Here is a 16,688-nt window from a genome sequence, read left to right as displayed (position 1 = left end):
CGCCCTATTTTCGCTGGCCCGTGTTTTCAGCGCTCAAACACGAAGTCCTTGATATTCTATTGGCTGCGCTCCAGAGACTCGTGAGTGCAGCTCAAGACAGACAAGGCCCATGCCTGAAATACACAGGTCTTGCCAGGCCGCTTAGTGCAAAGAAGGGAAAATAATGCAGCACGCTTCGCTGAACCGTTTTCATACTGGGCTGCTCGCCTTGCTTTTGCTGTGCGTGACCTTGCCAGCCATGGCCCAGAATAGCCCGGCGCCTCAAACCGATAGCACCAGTAGCGCATCCCCAGCAGTGGATGCACCGAGCCTGGATGACTTGAGCGAACAACTGGATCAGATCCGTCAAAAAGTGACGGGCAGTGCCAACGATGACCTGCTTTCAAGCCTGCGGCAGGCCGCTTTGCAGGTCCAGAAACAAGCCGACAATCTGACTGCCCGACAAGCTGTCGACATCGAACACTTGAATGATCAGCTCAACATTCTCGGGCCGGCGCAACCGGACGAGGCGCCAAGTCTGACCAGTCAGCGCAAGACATTGACCGCTCAGAAAAACGCGCTGGTCAATGATGAACGCCAAACCAACACGTTAAGCCAGTCAGCCCGTGATCTGGCTACGCAGATATTCAATCTGCGCCGCAGCCTTTTCGATTCGCAGATAAGCACGCGGACAGCGAGCCCGCTCAGCTCGGCGTTCTGGTCCACGCTGATTCGTCCTACCGATGACGACCTGGGACGCTTGAACAGACTTCTGGTGGATGTCCGCCAAGTGCTCAGCAGCACGCTGGCACCGGAAAACCGTGTGCAATTCATCAGCATCGTAGTCGCCGCGCTGTTCGTATGGGTCGTTGTTCGCCGCCTGCTGGAGCGCTTGCTGATCTGGTCGATGATTCGCTGGCTACCCGAAGGCCGCCTGCGGCGCAGCGCCCTGGCACTGGCTGTAGGGCTATCGACCATTCTCACCATTACCGTTGCCACTTCCTTGTTGCGCTGGGGGATCGTGCGCAATGCGGTGCTCAGCAACGACGTGGTCAACCTGCTCGATCAGGTGCAGACGCTGATCACTTTCTGCGCTTTCATCGTCGGTCTGGGCCGCGCGTTGTTGATGCGGGCACACGCCTCATGGCGTCTGCCGCAAATCCCTGACCAGATCGCCACGGCACTGGGCCGCTTCCCGCCAGCCCTGGCGCTGGCGCTCATGATCATCGGCACGCAGGAACGCATCAACAGTGTCATAGCCAGCAGCCTGGCCCTGACGGTGGCGGTCAATGGCCTGACGGCGCTGGCGGTTTCGCTGGTGTTTTTCTACGCTCTGGTGCGGTACCGCCGAACCCGCCGACGCTTCGAGCTGGAGCGGCCAGCAGGCTTCGTCGGACTGCTTCCCTTTATAGTTGCGGTATGGGTCGGCCTGAGCTTGCTGGCGTTGCTCAGCGGCTACCTGACGCTGGCTTACTTTCTGGCAGTGAAACTGCTTTGGGTGAGCGTGGTGGCGTCCACTGCGTATCTATTGATCGCCTGCTTCGGTGACATCTGCGAGACCCTTCTGTCGCCCAAACAACCTGGCGGCATGGCGTTGGGTTCGGCGCTGGGCTTGTCCGCCCGTCACCAAGCCCAGGCAAGCACGGTACTGGCAGGCATAGGCCGTACCCTGCTGTTGCTTACCGCATTGCTGCTGGCTTTCCTGCCTTCGGGTTCCAGCCCGGGCGACCTGCTCGCAAGTTTCACTCAAATGGACGTCACGTCCAAATCCCTGGGCAATCTGAACATCGTCCCCAGCGATATTCTGATGGCACTGATTTGCCTGGTCGTCGGCCTGCTGGGCGTGCGGGTACTCAAGGAGTGGTTCGGAGAACGCCTTCTGCCCGAGACCAACATGGACGCGGGCATGCAGGCCTCGCTGGTGACCTTGATCGGCTACATCGGCTTTGTGCTGGTGGTGGCCGTGGTGATGTCCACGCTCAAGATCAGCCTGACCAATTTGACCTGGGTGGTCAGTGCGCTGTCGGTGGGGATAGGTTTCGGCCTGCAAGCCATTGTGCAGAACTTCATCTCCGGCCTGATTCTGCTGACAGAACGCCCGGTCAAAGTCGGAGACTGGGTAAGCCTGGCGGGGGTCGAAGGCGATATTCGCCGGATCAACGTCCGCGCGACCGAAATCCAGATGGGCGACCGCTCGACAGTGATCGTGCCGAACTCGCAGTTCATCACGCAAAACGTGCGCAACGTCACCATGGGCAATGCGTTGGGGGTGGTTGGGATCACGCTTACCCTGCCACTGGAAACAGATGTTCTGCAAATACGCGAGCTGCTGTTACAGGCCTTTACCGAGCACGAAGCGATACTCGACACGCCTGCGCCTTCAGTCACCTTCAAGGACCTGACCAATACCGGTTTGATCATCAGCGCCAGCGGCTACGTAAACAGCCCGCGTTCGGTGGGAGGTGCGCGGAGTGATCTGTTGTTTACGGTCCTGGGGCGTCTGAGGGAGCTGGGTATAGCGCTGTCTGCGCCGCAGAGCATGGTATTGATCAATGAGGGGGCTGGGAAGGAGGTCACGGAAGAGTCGGTGACGCCTTAGCGTAGGAATGAAATGCGTGGGCAGCCATCTGAAGACACTAGGGGAGATCCCTGCGGACGGCCCGTAGCTCCAACGGTTAGAGGCGAGTCCGACGTTCCGTGAATGCATAGTCTTCCTGGCAATCTCCTGAAGGATCTGATTCGACGCTGGTGTAATGGACGGTGTCGGCATCGAGGAATTTATAGCTGTAGACATCTGGCGAGGACACGCCAACCGTCTTCATGGCATTCTTTCCGTTAGCTGCTGACCATGTCCCATGCTCGACCTGGATCCGCTGGGTTTGCTGAGCGTCCCGATAGAACGTAACGGTGAATTTTCCGTCTTGTTGAAAGTTGGTATTCCAAGACAAGAACTGACACTTACCGTTTGCCTCTCGCAAGCCCTTCCACGATCCGACCAGAGCTAGATCATTTGGAAGCCTGCTAGCTGCGCAGCCGCCAAGCACTGCTGCAAGGACGATGATACTAATTGATATGCTCCGTTTCACCTGAACTTCCTTCTTCAAAATAATAGGTAACGCGACACCAAAATGCATACCGGATTGATATCGACCGTCGGAAGGAAATCTTTGTATCTGCGACACAAATCCCACCTAGCAGAAAATGAGGATTGGGTTTAGCGAGGCATCTCTGGCGAGCAGCTCCACGGCAGCAAGGCTTCGTAATCTTCTACCGATGCAGCTGCGGCAACCGCTCAAGTACGTGGCGCAGCTACGTATAAGCCTCTTGGCCGTTGAGTTTGGCGGTCTCGACCAAACTGTAGATCTGGGCGCTGGCCGTGGCGCCTTTTGGCGTGTCGCTGAACAGCCAGGCTTTTCGTCCGATGGCGAACGGCCTGATTGCTCTTTCGGCAGCGTTGTTGTCGATGGGTAGAAAACCAGCTTCGATATAACGCTCTATCCGGCTCCAGTTGTGGGCCAGGTAGTTCACCGCTTTACCCAAGGCACTTTGCGACGTGACCTGCGGCTGCGTTTTTTCCATTGATGCTTTCAGCTTCGTCAGCTCAGGCAGGCTTTTTTCCTGAAGACCGATGTAACGCTGCTCATCGCTGACATCCTTGAGTTCACGCTCGATGCCATACAGTTTGTTAATGCATACCAGTGCAGCATCAGCGCGGCCCGTTTTGCCTTGAGGCTGCACTTTCTTCGCCTCCACGAACTAGCGTCGTACATGGGCCATGCACACCAGACGTTCCACTCCCGGCTGCAACGCCAAAGCGTTATAGCCCGCGTAATCGTCGGTCATCACGTAGCCCCGATAACTCTCCAGCAGGCATAGCGGCACTTCCTGCGCACGGCTGGTGGTGTAGTCGAACAGGACGACTTTTCGGTCTGGTGGTCCTCTGGCTTGTACCCACATCTAGGATTGGCTGGTCGGGTCACGATCTGGCTCTTTTAGTACCTGGACTCGGGTTTCATCGCAGTGGATAAACGGACTTTCGAATAATCGATCACGCATCCAATTCAACAGCGGCTGCAAGTGCTCGCTGCACTGGATTACCCAGCGCGCCAGCGTCTGGCGCGGTATCTCGATGCCATGTCGACTCAGCACCGTTTCGAAACGATGCAGGGGCAAACCGTCGACATATTTGGTGGTCAGCAGCATGGCCAGTACGCTCGGACTGGCAATGCTCTTTTCGATCAACTGAGCCGGTTTGTAAGCCGTGAACGGTGCCGTTTCGCAACCGCGGCAACCGTAGACTTGCGGATATGTTTAATCACACGGATCTGCATCGGCACTATATCCAGCTGCTCACTGGTTTCGTCGCCGATGACATGCTTGCGGCAACTGCAGGCACAGGTCAGTTCGTGCTCGGGCAGTTCGTGGATGATTTCAATGCGAGGAAGATCAGCCGACAGAGGTTTGCGTTTACCACGGCCTTTGACCGGTGCAACGACCTCTTCGTCAGCGTCGCCGACGGGTAGCATCGGCTCGCTTTCGGGTTCGTTGAACAAGGCGAGCTGCGGCGTGTTGGGTTCGACCGTCTGTTCGGACTTGCGTCCGAACAGACGGCCGCGCAGTAACTTGATCTGTTCTTTAAGATCGACGATATGCCCCTTGTCAGTCGTGCGCTCAATCAGTAACTGCGCGAGCAGTTGCTTGAGCAATACAGGGTCATCTGGAAGATCTTCGGGCATGGAAATCAGGCCCGAATTATACCTGTCAGGCGACCAATCCTAGAGTTAAAACCTGATGAGGGCGGTTGCGCCAGAGATCAAAACCGTCAAGCAACCAGTTCAGTTCCTGAACCGTCAGCACGATGGCTTCGTCTGTCTCATCGGGAGATGTTTTGAAACGCTCGGACTCCAGGCGCTTGAGCCAAAGGCAGAAGCCGTTGCGCTCCCAGTAAAGGATTTTCACTTGGTTACGAGGGCGATTCAGAAAAACAAAAGCACGGGGTCGAACGCGGCAACTTTGATGTCCAGCTCGACCGGTGCAGCCAGGCCGTCAATAGACTTTCGAAAGTCCACCGGTTTGGGGTAGAGGTACACTTTTTCGACTTTGGCGTCGGGTCGCATCATGAGGTGCTGACTCCTGAAAAGAATCGGGAGCACAGCATCAAGCTTCAATGGCTGGTTGGGAATGTGGGGGTCATGAGGCGCTTACGAAGATCCTACGTGACTACTAGTCAACTAACAAAACTTAAACGCCCCTCCGTGATAAATCCAGGACGGGGCCTTATTTTTCCTAAAACCCAAACTTCGCTATACATCGAAGCTTGCGCTCAACTACCAACAAGAAGCAAATATTATTATACGCTTTTCTACGAGAGCGCGCACCATCAAAGCACATCAAGCAGGGAGATAATAGCATTACAACGCATAGCAATGACCGAATAAAACCGGTCATTGTTATATCTAACACTAGCGGACTTTTAGTATCTTTTCCAGCTCGTTAAGCTGCACATAAAATCCGAGATCCGAGTTATTCTGAAGTGTGTAACAAACCTGCTTTAGATAGTCATGACCACGCCCACTTCTGTTTGCCTGAGTAATAAGTAGCCGGAATACAGATTGAGATTTAGTTAACATTGCAAACGCAATGGGGTTCAGTTGTCTCTCGAAAAATAGTCCAACCACACCGGCGCGTATTCTTTGGCATTTATCCCAGTCTAACCAAAAATATGTGGAAGGAAGACGTGAGTCTAGTAAGCCCCACGCTTCTCCAGATAATCGACTAACTTCAGCAGCGCTATGGACGGTCATAAAACTGATGCACGCCAGCTCTGCGGAAAAACTAGAAGACTCACCTAGCGCTCTGCTTAATAAAAAAGAATTTAAATAAATTTCAGCATCTTTGGGAATATCCCCTATTGCAGCTCGATAGCTTTTTGCCCAAGGATCAGTGCCTGCTCTACTTTTAATTTGATCAGGGTATATATACCTTGAAATAACATACACCATATACTTGCTTTTTTTGGTCTCACTGAGCAAATATTCTGAAACTGCGCTACAATCAGCAGCCGCAAACTCTACCCATAGAAAAAAATAAGCTTGGTCATATAAGAGTGGGTTCTGACCTAGCACTTCAAGAGTAGTAGTCGAGCCGAAACGGCGTATTACTTCAGAGGCTAAATCAATACGCTGCGCCGAAATAATTGCTGCCAGTATCTTTTCAGCCAATATTTCTTCGACATCTGCCAATGTAAATCCATGTCTTAGGCTGGAGTAAATTTTCCAGAACTCCTTTTCCTCCAGTATCTCTTTACGGAACTTTATCACCAAACCGGCTAAGTGAGGAAGTTCTTTTATTTCTTCAATTAACTCTAGCACTGGCAATGTTTGAAGCAGTGTTTCCGCTATATTCGATAATATTCCATTACTATTGATAAGATTGAAAAACTGGTAGCGGTTACGCTTCCATAGGACCAAACCAATTTTCCTGTAGTTATCAATAGAAATCCTTTCTGGAATTAGCTCCAAGTTTGAAAAAATAAAGTCAATCGAATGGTCGTTTATTATTTCTATATTAGATAAAGCTGCTTCAGCTACGTAAGCTCTTGCTGCTTTAGCTTGCGTAGGTCCAAATTCAGTCTCTAATAACAACACTGCTTTTTCGATAGTTTCAGGTTGCCTATTAAAGCTCTCAGTAAGTAAGGACAGTTCACACAACGGTCGAAATGCAGCTCGACCTGTCGCAATGTCACCGCCTATAAAACGTAAGAACGTGCGTAAGCCAAGATTGTCCGGGCCGAATAAATCATTCAGAGCAGTATCAACCCAACCGACATCTGATTTCAAATAGTTATCAGAGTCTATAGAATTGGAAAAACGAGCTCGAACAGTGCGATCGTTAGAAGATAAAACTTGCAAATCAAAAATATTGCCTTCAACTGATCTATCGGATGATGCGAAGGTACAAAATCGAAAGGCCCGTCGCAATCGAGGCCATTGCTGAAGCCATATCGCGAGTACTACTTCATCAACGTTAAACTCTGAACTACGCAGAGCAACAATCTTACTCTTAGGTGCGCCATAAAGCCCCCCTATTACTTTTTGAGCCCACGTAAGAGCGAATGCGTCGAAGCTTTTATCAAACCCATTTTTCGGAATCGTTATTGGCTCGTTGTAATCAGCGACTTTGGAGTCAATAGGTCTGCTAAACAGTTTAAGAAGTACGTCATATGACTCAAAAGTCGCCAGATCTGCGTAGTCAATAAGAAGTGTATGAGTCCAGACGCAGCCAGGCCTCGACATTTCGGGAGCTAACCACGTACGTGCAAGTGCATACATGCCTGAGTCTGGAAGAGGGTATCCTGTCAAGTATCCTTCTTCATTAATTCGAGCACCAGGACCGGAAATATCGCTCAGCACTAGCATAGTTTTTATGTCTTTAGGCTTGAGGGCTATCGACGACGCCAGCTGACGATGGCCGTCAGAGTACCCGTGCAGTGTTTGGTTTAACCGCACTCGACTCTTATCTTTTACTTCATGAGCCATGCGAGAGGCTCCGTTATGTCATTTGAACTTTCTTGGTCTTTCTTAACTAGTTTAATTCTCAAAGAGGGAGAGTCGAGACCTCTGAGTCTTTCAGCATCGTCACAGGGCCTTGCTCCATCATCGGTGTTGTCGTAATCTCCGCCCTGCGCACTAATGCCATAAACTTGCCATGACCAGTCATCGGAATCGCATGTCAAGTATTGAGCAAGTAAAGGAAGCTTTTCAGCGAGAAATTCTTGCGGACTTAAGCCCTCATCTTCTGCTTTATCCCAAGCCGAAAATATTATTGCGAGTTTGCGTGGGCCGATATCTAACGGATCAGTTCGAAGAAGCTGCAGCAAATCAACTAACTGTACTTGCGTAGGGGCATGCCGTGCGTGCCACTCTACTTCTTGACCTTTCGGTATTTCAACATTGAGATGCCGACTAAGTGCTACTTCATCTATGACCCATTGAGGAGCATTGATAGTATCAGAGTGAATGAACAACAAAACACCGTCAGCTTTCATTACATCAGCAACTTCCTGCTCGCAATCCCGATCTTCCCACATACGAAGGTATGCTTCGCCCGGAAGATCAGGAAAAGTAACACGCAGCGACGACTTCTGAGCACTCATCAGATTCATGCTAACGATTCGGCTACCACCGACAGCTGTCCGCTCTTGTTTTTTTGCATCTCTCCAAAGTGCAGCGATTTCATTTAAATATGTTAGATCTCCCGAGCGTAAATTTCCAAAAGTCAGGGAAGTTTTGAACTCTCGCTCTGTTACCAGATGCCATAAAGCAGCAAGGAACGTCGTTTTTCCCGATGCAGGCAATCCAACAATCACAACTGACTGATCAGTCATATATCCCTCATTTATTCTTCAAGCTGTCTGAGCCGAGCAAAAGCTCTTTTTGGAAAAATAGTAATAGTCGCTGGCTCAGCTATAGGTGGAGCTGGATCTTTCCAGAAGTCCAGTAGCTCGTCTACACCAGTCCCTCTTTTTATCTCGCCTGTTTTAGGGGAAGCGGCAACTTTAAAAGATACAATCGTTGTGAAAATATTTGGAAAGAGTTCCTCGATTTTATTGACCAATTTCGAGAACTCGCTTAACGCTCGTTCTTCATTTGGGCTACCAATTATCTGGTCGATCTTTGTTAGCACTACCGCCAGTCGCTGTCCGTTCTGAAGTGCACCGCCATCAACCAAAGCCTGGATAATCATGATCACCTCACTGCGGAGGTTATGGCGAGCTCCCGAGTCAAGATGCCGCTGCCCATCCACAAGGAGTGTAAGAGTGTCTGCTCTTTGTACCTCAGGGAAATCAACCCCCGTAGATGTGTCGTCTGCTGCGCCTTTGTACTCTTCCCCTGCGCGGTCAGCTAGTGCAAGTGTTAATGATTTGGCCAGTCCGGCTCCCGAAATGTCCAAGTGATAGAATCTCACTTCTCCGCGCCTAGTACGATGGATATGCGGACTAGTTCGTCTAGAGGCAGACCGGGCATCGTGACAGGTTTGCTCAAACGCATGAAGAGTTACTGATCGCGAAAAGCTTATATTGCCTATAGGCCCCTCTTGGAAAAGCTCATAAAGCCCTGCTATTAGGCTTGTCTTTCCAGAATCACTGGGTCCTATAATTGCTATTACCCGAGTCGGAGCTGCGCGTAAGAGCATTGAGGCGTCTTCTAAGCTTAAGGTTTCGGCGCTGCGAAGTTGAACACAAGGTGCAATGACCTCGACCTCGTCGGCCTCATCCTCCTGGCTGAGTTCTTCAGGATCAGAACCAAATTGTAGGCACGCCGTTAACTCGAAGCCTTCTACGCACCGACCTGTTTCCGATACTCGGCATTCAGGGTTCCCACATTTGAGTGTCAGTTCTTCGTTTGACATATATCACTCGAACATAAGCAGGAGGCGTTCACGATAGAAAAGCGTGCCCAAGACTATAGGTGTAAGCTCTTTGTCAGCAATATTGGTAACAGCAGCCCAATTTGGTACCCAAGCATCACCGCCATCCGTTTCGAGTTGTCTTTGTATGGCAAAATGCAAAGGGGTAGTCACTGGGGAGATACTTTTACTGAAAAAAGTCTGTAACCATGTTTTTTCAGCAGAATTAATTGCGGCACTGATAGATATTTTTTTACTGCCTTTCAATCCTGCTCGTGAGAGTAATGACTTAATCGAAGCCGGGCCTGGAGTTAAGGTTGTGGAATCGGATAACTCCTTGGCAAACACCAACGGCTGTAATTCCGTAGGTAACGCATCGAAGGCTTTATCATAATCAGTGCTATGTTGCCCTATAAGCCACCATAGCATCTGAAGCTCTTCATCTTGAATTTTTACAAAATTGCAAAGAGATCTAATAGTTTTCGTTTGGCGCTGTGCCGTTTGATTGATTGCAGATGTCGTTGCGCTACTTGCTAGTTGGAGCGCAAGAACCATGCCTGCTACATCGGCAGTTTCTTTTAATTTGGCGATTGCTGGTTCAAAATCTGCTTTAACTACTCCAGACGTAGTAGCCAGAGCAGGACGCTTACGATGAAATTCCGCCGCTTTTAAAATTGCATTTTCTGCTAATATGCAGAGATTCATGGGCAGATCGGTGCCTCTTGCACCTGCGAATGAAGTCGTGGTGACTGCAAGTGCAGCGGATGCACCTTCTCCACTATCTAACTCCATGATTATAACTAAGCAAATACCTGCAAGGACCTGCAACTCGCGATCGTTTCCATGAAGCTCAAAGGTATCATCAATATCTTTGAAAGCTTTTCGAAACAACTCAATCGCGTCAGCATTGGCTTTTTGCTTCGTCTGATATGCAAGCCGGATTAACGCCTCGATGGTTTCGCGGTCAAAGTCCTTCGCCACGGCTAAAACCCCCTCCCATCGAGCTTGCCGTCGGGTTATTTCATCACCAAATCCAATTACACTGATCCATCGAGCAAATTCTGGATGCATTTCCCGAACAGTACTATCGACCATGATTGATCTCCTTTTCAGCTACTTCATTGGCGAGAGCTTCAAGCAACCCACGTTCTCCCGCACGAAGCAAAGCTCGTCCATAACGTTCAGGTTCCGGCAATTTTAGCTCGCTTTTTTCGATCAACCCAAGCTTCAAAGAGACATCTCTACGCTGGCTTGCTGTTAGCTTCCAAAAGCGAAACACCAAATTTCTTGTGTGCTCATCGCTCATAGACGCCTCCACACTATCATTGGGCAGTTCTATAGCTTCAGTTCTTTGTGCTGCTTCTACTCTAACGGGTGGTAGCGAAACGGGATGACTCAAATTTCGACTAGGGAAAGCAACGCTATGGCTGAATATTTCACCCGCCGTGCCGTCCGCCATAGGGCGGAACATTTCGGGATTTGTCTGCCAGGCAAGAAGGTGCGAATCAATTAAAAGCTTTCGTTCAGCACCGTACCCTTCAACTTGTACATTGACTAGATTGTACCCAGGCTGCCAGCCAGGCTCATAGCGATCAGGGTTCACAGCCCCTGCTGCCAGCCTTACATAGCGGCGATCCCTAGCAATTCGCTGGCGATGCTTATGGCCGAACATGTGTATTGCTGCTCGTCCTTGTACAGCATCTTCAATTTCGTCGTGGTCTTTAAACCAGTCAGGTGGATGGTGGCTCATCACCAAATTTACGACGTCTTCCACTGGATCCAGGATTGTTTGCAATGGGCTGAGGTATAGGCTTTCGCGTGTGTCGTCTAGGCCATGTATGCCCGACAAAATGGTAGAGGTCAGCCCGTGAATCCTAAGCGTCACCCCATCATCTAGTTCGAGGCTCTGCTTCCAGTACAGACGTTCAGGTGGAAAAACCTGACAGCTAAATATCTTTGCAAATTCGTTGTATGCAGCCAGTGGCTCCAGCAGCGTACGCCCAGTCTCAGCGTTCATAAACTGAGCCCGCAAAAGTCTTTCACGGCGCTCCGCGGGGGCACTGCTAATCGCAGCTTGAACGTTTTGGACAGCGAGAGATTTCGTAATCACTGAACGGTCGACGTCATGGTTACCTGGCACGACGAACACCCGTTCTATAGGACAGCCCGATGCTTCTGCTAATTCCTTCAGCCATGCGAGTGCGGCAGTGTACTCAGCTTCGATACCTCGAAAAGCAATGTCCCCCCCAACCAGAATTGCACCCACTGAACCCAATGTACGAACCCGCTCTTTCGCATCGCTGATCAGGCGCGTGCGGTACACCCGATCAGGGTCCATGTCAGGCGTATTGCATTCTGGGTAACGAAAATGGATATCTGCGATTTGAAGAAGCAACATACGGCGAACCTTTCCTGTTCTTTGCGCGAAAAGGTAGCATTTTAATATTGCTCTCGCATCAGTTCGTTTCCGAATGAACCGTAAGACTTCGCCGTTCAGGAGGTGTTATGGCGCTTAACATTGGTGACTGCTTACGCTTTTCTGGGCCAGCGTCCCGCTGGAGCGCAGTGTTGGCTAGTCCACCGAGCGGGAAACTCATTCATCACCAGGCTTCGCGGCTTGCTTGGCAGCACGTTCTTGCGAGAGTTCGACTCTCCGGCAATCGACCAGTGTCACATGCGTTTTAAACATCTGCGCAGCGTTTAAAGTGGGAGGGTGCTCATATGCTCAAATGATCGCCTCGGCCAGAAGCCGCATCATGCGGGAATAGCGATCAATCCAACCGACCGCTGCGTATGCTTACCTCAATCGCGGCAAGCAGCGCGCCGAGGCAAAGAGCGGAGGTGTAATGCTCGACCTAGAACGCGAACGTCACCAATGCCCCTCAACCAATACGCATGCGCGGCTGAACAAGTCTTTTGGCAGTCGACAAAGGAAGGGAGCTATGTGGCAAGGGCGTCAGGTTGATCGTATGTCTGCGCCATACACCACTAATAGACGAAGATCTGAAAGGAGCCTAACCGCATCCACTCTGCACGCACGAGAACTTAGAGAATCATCAGAAAATGCTCTAAGCATTGAATTGGTGTCCCAGGCGGGGTTCGAACCTGCAACCTTCCCCTTAGGAGGGGGATGCTCTATCCAATTGAGCTACTGAGACACTGCGTGCCAGCACACCGATCGGTGCCAGCGAGGACGGCGTGCATCTTAGCGACATGTGCCGCTTTTGTCATGTCGTCATTGCCCTTCAGAGCTGTAGCCGATGTCGCCCCGAAACACGGCTGAATAAACCGATCATGCAATTTGCAATCCCCCAAAAAGCCATCATTGCAAAACGCACTGCACCCGACTTTTTTTCAATTCATATATCATTGATTTAAAAGGAATTTTTATCATTTTCCGATTGGCATGCAGACTGCATTATCAGTATCAGTGAACACATCTCCTCCCAAACGGTCGGGCACAGGTACTGGAAAATGAACAAGACTCTCTCAGCGTTGAATGCGGCAGCTCTGGTGGCTCTGGTGGCATTTCATTTTCATGACTCCGGTGCCAGTGACACGCAGGTCACCGCACCTGCTCCTGTTCATCACCAGATCAGCCATGCGCCTCAGTTGGCTATCATGACTGACCGCATTGCCAGCGCAGCGGTATTGGCCAATGACGATGATGATTCACTTCAGATGCCACGCGCCGAGCAGCGCTGGATTTTCTGAGAACGTTTGAACCAGCCATTTTTTATAGAGAGAGTAGCCATGTCAAAATCCGCGTTGTCATTTCTGGTCCTGGCGATTATGGCTGTGATCGTTGACTTGTTGCTCCCTGTTCAAGCTCACACCCTGAGCATCGCTGCCAACATCGCTGCAGGCGTGTTCGCCAGTCTTTTTGTAGTAGCGCTTTTTCTCGGCCGTCGTATCAAATTTGACCCTGTGCTTCGCTAATCTAAAAGGCATAGCACCAAAAGCTCACAACCCTCTCGCTCAACCCGCTTATCGCGCCGAGCACCGCGCTCATATCCTCCAAATCCTCCTCTCGCCCCGCCCTCGCAACCCTTGGTCGGGTAGCTTCGTTTGCGCTGAATTCCGACCTACTCTCAGAGTCAAATGGCCATGATGGCAAAAAGAAGCTCGGTGACGTGCCCGGTTATTCAGGGGCAAATGCGAAGACTTTGCAAATTTGCTCGCATTTCTGATAATTGGTGCTGGCCAAACGCCGCCACCTGAGTCAATATTTGTCACAGAATTGACGCCAAGGATTCGACGTATTACGGCATGATGTCGGCCCCTTGGAACCCCGGTTGAACATTTGGCCAAAATGACTGTCTCACGATGACAATCTTGCGGCCACTTGCTAGAACCGCTTCCCCTGAACTAACCGGTTAAATATATGAGCCCTATGAAACAGGCTACTTATTCCAGCCGCACGGCTGACAAGTTCGTCGTTCGCCTACCAGACGGCATGCGTAATCGCGTGCAAGAGGTAGCCAAGAATCATCACCGCAGCATGAACTCGGAAATCATTGCTCGCCTCGAACAAAGCCTGATTCAGGAAGGCGCACTTGGTGATGAACCAAGCCTGCGTCTTGACAGTCCTGAGCTGTCCTTGCACGAACGCGAGCTGCTGCAACGTTTTCGTCAGCTTTCACATCGTCAACAGAATGCACTTGTTTCGCTGATTGCTCATGACACGGAACTCGCTTCCGAAGAGTCCTGAGACTTGGTGTAACAGACAAAGGCCAGCGAAAGCTGGCCTTTTTCGTTGTAGCCTTTTTCGTTAGTAGTCGTAGGCCTAGTGGCAGTACATGGCAAGCCGAAGACTTCGTCAGGGCATAAAAAAACCGCCTGATCATGGCGGTTTTTTTATTTTAAGAGCCTATCTTGAAACAGAAAGCTTAGAGCAGAAAGATCGTCGCCAACCCCAGGAAGATGAAGAAACCGCCGCTGTCGGTCATCGCCGTAATCATGACGCTTGCCCCCATGGCAGGGTCTCGCCCCAGGCGCGCCAGCGCCATAGGGATGGAAACGCCCATCAGCGCCGCCAGCAAAAGGTTGAGCGTCATGGCTGCGGTCATGACCACGCCTAGCGACCAACTGCCGTACAGCATGTAGGCAACCACGCCGATCACCCCGCCCCAGAGCAAACCGTTGATCAAGCCGACAGCCAGTTCCTTGCGCAGCAAGCGGGCGGTATTACCGGTATTGACCTGATCCAGCGCCATCGCGCGAACGATCATGGTGATGGTCTGATTACCGGAGTTGCCACCAATCCCGGCCACGATAGGCATCAGTGCAGCGAGCGCCACCAGCTTCTCGATGGAGCCTTCGAACAGGCCGATCACGCGCGAAGCCAGGAAGGCCGTCACCAGATTGACTGCCAGCCAGGCCCAACGGTTGCGCAGCGAACGCCATACCGAAGCGAAAATATCTTCTTCTTCGCGTAGACCCGCCATGTTGAGAACTTCGCTTTCGCTCTCCTCACGAATCAGGTCGACCATTTCATCGATGGTCAGACGGCCGATCAGCTTGCCGTTCTTGTCCACCACCGGCGTAGAGATAAGGTCGTAACGCTCGAAGGCCTGTGCCGCATCGTAGGCATCGTCTTCCGGGTGAAAGCTGACCGGGTCGTTGGCCATGACTTCGCCAACCTGCTTCTCCGGATCATTGACCAGCAGGCGCTTGATCGGCAGCACGCCCTTGAGCACGCCTTCGGAGTCGACCACAAATAGTTTGTCGGTGTGGCCCGGCAGCTCTTTCAACCTGCGCAGGTAGCGCAGCACCACTTCAAGGCTGACATCCTCACGGATCGTCACCATCTCGAAGTCCATCAGCGCACCGACCTGGTCCTCGTCATAGGACAAAGCCGAACGGACACGCTCACGCTGTTGTGAATCCAGTGCCTCCATAAGCTCGTGAACGACATCACGGGGCAACTCGGGAGCAAGGTCGGCCAGTTCGTCGGCGTCCATGTCCCGTGCCGCCGCGAGCAACTCGTGATCATCCATGTCGGCGATCAGGGTTTCACGAACGGAATCGGATACTTCAAGAAGAATGTCGCCGTCACGCTCAGCCTTGACCAGCTGCCATACGGTCAGACGATCTTCCAGAGGCAGGGCTTCGAGGATATAGGCGACGTCGGCAGAGTGAAGGTCTTCGAGCTTGCGTTGCAACTCGACGAGGTTCTGCCGGTGAACCAGGTTTTCTACACGGTCCTGATGCTGACCTTCCTGACGATGGGTCAGATCTTCAACAATACGCTGGCGCTGCAGCAGATCGACAACCTGAGCCAGGCGATCCTGCAAGCTTTCCTGCGTTTTTTTTACTTCTCTTTCGGTCATAGGCGAACTCCACTCCCAGCAGCGGAGCACGCCGGGAGATCAATCAGTTAATTCATGATTGTTGAAAAACATTATTGAGTAACGACTGGGTAAGTCCATGGAGGTGTTCCACAAGCCCCGGCGGAGCTGACGGGCGCAATGATACACCGCTTTTAGAGAAGCGCATGCGAGAAATTCGGCCTATAACAACCGTTTGCAGCACAAACCTGTAAAACTCTGTGAGCTGGCCCGGCCTCGACGTCACATTCAGCCAAGAAAACATGCTCGCCGCCTCCAGAGGCTGCGGCTAGGCTTGCACAACACCCTGTCATGGAGGACTTGAGCATGCGCACAGCCGTTCATATATCCCTGTGGAGCGCTCTACTCTGCGCTCCTGCACCCGCGACCGCCAGCACTGTTCATCGCTGCGAAGACGCTTCCGGAAAAATCATGTTCACCACTCTCGGCTGTCCCGAAGGCCACAGCACCAGCATGCAAAGGGCCTTCAATGCGCCACCGGGAACCAACATCGATCTACTCCCGCCCGCAAACCTTTCAGCGCCAACACGCAGGAAGCCCGCGAGCCAGGAACTGGTCGTGGTCGGCACGCGCGATGATGGTTGCGGCAACCGCCTGAGCGCCGAACAGCGTCGGGCAGCTATCATCAACCAGCGCACACCTCCCGGCATGACTATGCGTGATGTCGAGAGCCTGCTGGGGCGTCCGGACAAAATCACCAACCGTAATGGCGAATTGCATTACGTGTACAACCAGAAAAAGGGCCGCAGCAACAATGTGACATTCGACGGGAACGGATGCGTTAAAGGAAAACGCTAGAAAGCAAAAAGCCCACATCTTTCGATGTGGGCTTTTCGTTGTATGGTGCACTCGACAGGATTCGAACCTGTGACCGCTCGGTTCGTAGCCGAGTACTCTATCCAGCTGAGCTACGAGTGCATTGGTGTTTTTAGACCAGATCACCTCTGGTTG

Annotated in this window: 14 protein-coding genes, 2 tRNA genes and 1 pseudogene; 5 read left to right on the top strand and 12 right to left on the bottom strand. The window is 51.7% G+C overall.

The window, feature by feature from the left end:
• Positions 1-163 precede the first annotated feature (163 nt).
• Entirely contained in the window at positions 164-2,578 is a 2,415-nt protein-coding gene (locus RYC18_RS05540; RefSeq protein WP_316884034.1) for a DUF3772 domain-containing protein, read from the top strand.
• 76 nt (positions 2,579-2,654) lie between these two features.
• Here the strand turns inward: RYC18_RS05540 and RYC18_RS05535 are convergent, their stop codons facing one another.
• The 10 genes and pseudogenes from RYC18_RS05535 to RYC18_RS05490 all read right to left on the bottom strand — a co-directional run bounded on the left by RYC18_RS05535 (position 2,655) and on the right by RYC18_RS05490 (position 12,545).
• Entirely contained in the window at positions 2,655-3,161 is a 507-nt protein-coding gene (locus tag RYC18_RS05535) for a hypothetical protein (protein WP_316884032.1), read from the bottom strand.
• A gap of 32 nt (positions 3,162-3,193) precedes the next feature.
• Positions 3,194-4,724: pseudogene (tnpC, locus tag RYC18_RS05530) on the bottom strand (IS66 family transposase).
• A 16-nt stretch (positions 4,725-4,740) separates the two neighbouring features.
• On the bottom strand, positions 4,741-4,938 hold the full coding sequence (tnpB, locus tag RYC18_RS05525; RefSeq protein ID WP_316884030.1) for an IS66 family insertion sequence element accessory protein TnpB: 198 nt from the start codon (positions 4,936-4,938) through the stop codon (positions 4,741-4,743).
• A gap of 17 nt (positions 4,939-4,955) precedes the next feature.
• Positions 4,956-5,099, bottom strand: a complete 144-nt coding sequence (gene tnpB / locus RYC18_RS05520) for an IS66 family insertion sequence element accessory protein TnpB (protein ID WP_316884028.1) — start codon at positions 5,097-5,099, stop codon at positions 4,956-4,958.
• Positions 5,100-5,441: 342 nt separating this feature from the next.
• Positions 5,442-7,517 (bottom strand): hypothetical protein, encoded by a 2,076-nt coding sequence (locus RYC18_RS05515; protein WP_316884026.1) that lies wholly within the window; start codon positions 7,515-7,517, stop codon positions 5,442-5,444.
• Positions 7,502-8,365, bottom strand: a complete 864-nt coding sequence (locus RYC18_RS05510; RefSeq protein WP_316884024.1) for a TRAFAC clade GTPase domain-containing protein — start codon at positions 8,363-8,365, stop codon at positions 7,502-7,504. The genes RYC18_RS05515 and RYC18_RS05510 overlap by 16 nt, the downstream gene beginning before the upstream one ends.
• An 11-nt stretch (positions 8,366-8,376) precedes the next feature.
• Positions 8,377-9,174 carry a TRAFAC clade GTPase domain-containing protein gene (locus RYC18_RS05505; RefSeq protein ID WP_316884186.1) on the bottom strand — a complete coding sequence of 266 codons (798 nt, stop codon included), beginning with the start codon at positions 9,172-9,174 and terminating at the stop codon, positions 8,377-8,379.
• 219 nt (positions 9,175-9,393) lie between these two features.
• Positions 9,394-10,482, bottom strand: coding sequence for a GTPase-associated system all-helical protein GASH (locus RYC18_RS05500; protein ID WP_316884022.1), 1,089 nt, complete (start codon positions 10,480-10,482; stop codon positions 9,394-9,396).
• Entirely contained in the window at positions 10,472-11,785 is a 1,314-nt protein-coding gene (locus RYC18_RS05495) for a metallophosphoesterase (RefSeq protein WP_316884020.1), read from the bottom strand. Before RYC18_RS05495 ends, RYC18_RS05500 begins: the two co-directional genes overlap by 11 nt.
• A 683-nt stretch (positions 11,786-12,468) precedes the next feature.
• Positions 12,469-12,545: transfer RNA gene (locus tag RYC18_RS05490), tRNA-Arg, on the bottom strand.
• A 316-nt stretch (positions 12,546-12,861) separates the two neighbouring features.
• Here RYC18_RS05490 and RYC18_RS05485 point away from each other — a divergent pair.
• The 3 genes from RYC18_RS05485 to RYC18_RS05475 all read left to right on the top strand — a co-directional run bounded on the left by RYC18_RS05485 (position 12,862) and on the right by RYC18_RS05475 (position 14,098).
• Positions 12,862-13,101 (top strand): hypothetical protein, encoded by a 240-nt coding sequence (locus tag RYC18_RS05485; RefSeq protein ID WP_016982656.1) that lies wholly within the window; start codon positions 12,862-12,864, stop codon positions 13,099-13,101.
• Positions 13,102-13,140: 39 nt separating this feature from the next.
• Positions 13,141-13,326: a PA3371 family protein gene (locus RYC18_RS05480; protein WP_002554422.1), complete on the top strand. Its 186-nt coding sequence runs from the start codon at positions 13,141-13,143 to the stop codon at positions 13,324-13,326.
• 445 nt (positions 13,327-13,771) lie between these two features.
• Complete coding sequence (locus RYC18_RS05475; protein WP_002554423.1) at positions 13,772-14,098, top strand: Arc family DNA-binding protein; 327 nt, start codon at positions 13,772-13,774, stop codon at positions 14,096-14,098.
• A gap of 178 nt (positions 14,099-14,276) precedes the next feature.
• Here RYC18_RS05475 and mgtE read toward each other — a convergent pair whose 3' ends face one another.
• Positions 14,277-15,719, bottom strand: coding sequence for a magnesium transporter (gene mgtE, locus RYC18_RS05470; protein ID WP_002554424.1), 1,443 nt, complete (start codon positions 15,717-15,719; stop codon positions 14,277-14,279).
• A gap of 324 nt (positions 15,720-16,043) precedes the next feature.
• On the opposite strand from mgtE, the gene bamE reads away from it, so the two are divergent.
• A complete protein-coding gene (bamE, locus tag RYC18_RS05465) occupies positions 16,044-16,535 on the top strand; it encodes an outer membrane protein assembly factor BamE (RefSeq protein ID WP_316884013.1) in 492 nt (163 codons plus the stop codon).
• A 43-nt stretch (positions 16,536-16,578) separates the two neighbouring features.
• Here bamE and RYC18_RS05460 read toward each other — a convergent pair.
• Positions 16,579-16,655 (bottom strand) — tRNA-Arg (locus tag RYC18_RS05460).
• Positions 16,656-16,688 lie beyond the last annotated feature (33 nt).

It is taken from the genome of Pseudomonas syringae group sp. 247E2 (genome assembly GCF_032587795.1).
In the GTDB taxonomy this organism is placed as follows: Bacteria; Pseudomonadota; Gammaproteobacteria; order Pseudomonadales; family Pseudomonadaceae; genus Aquipseudomonas; species Aquipseudomonas amygdali.
The sequence above is the reverse complement of the archived record's forward strand: the minus strand, read 5'-3'. Positions and strand labels throughout refer to the sequence as shown.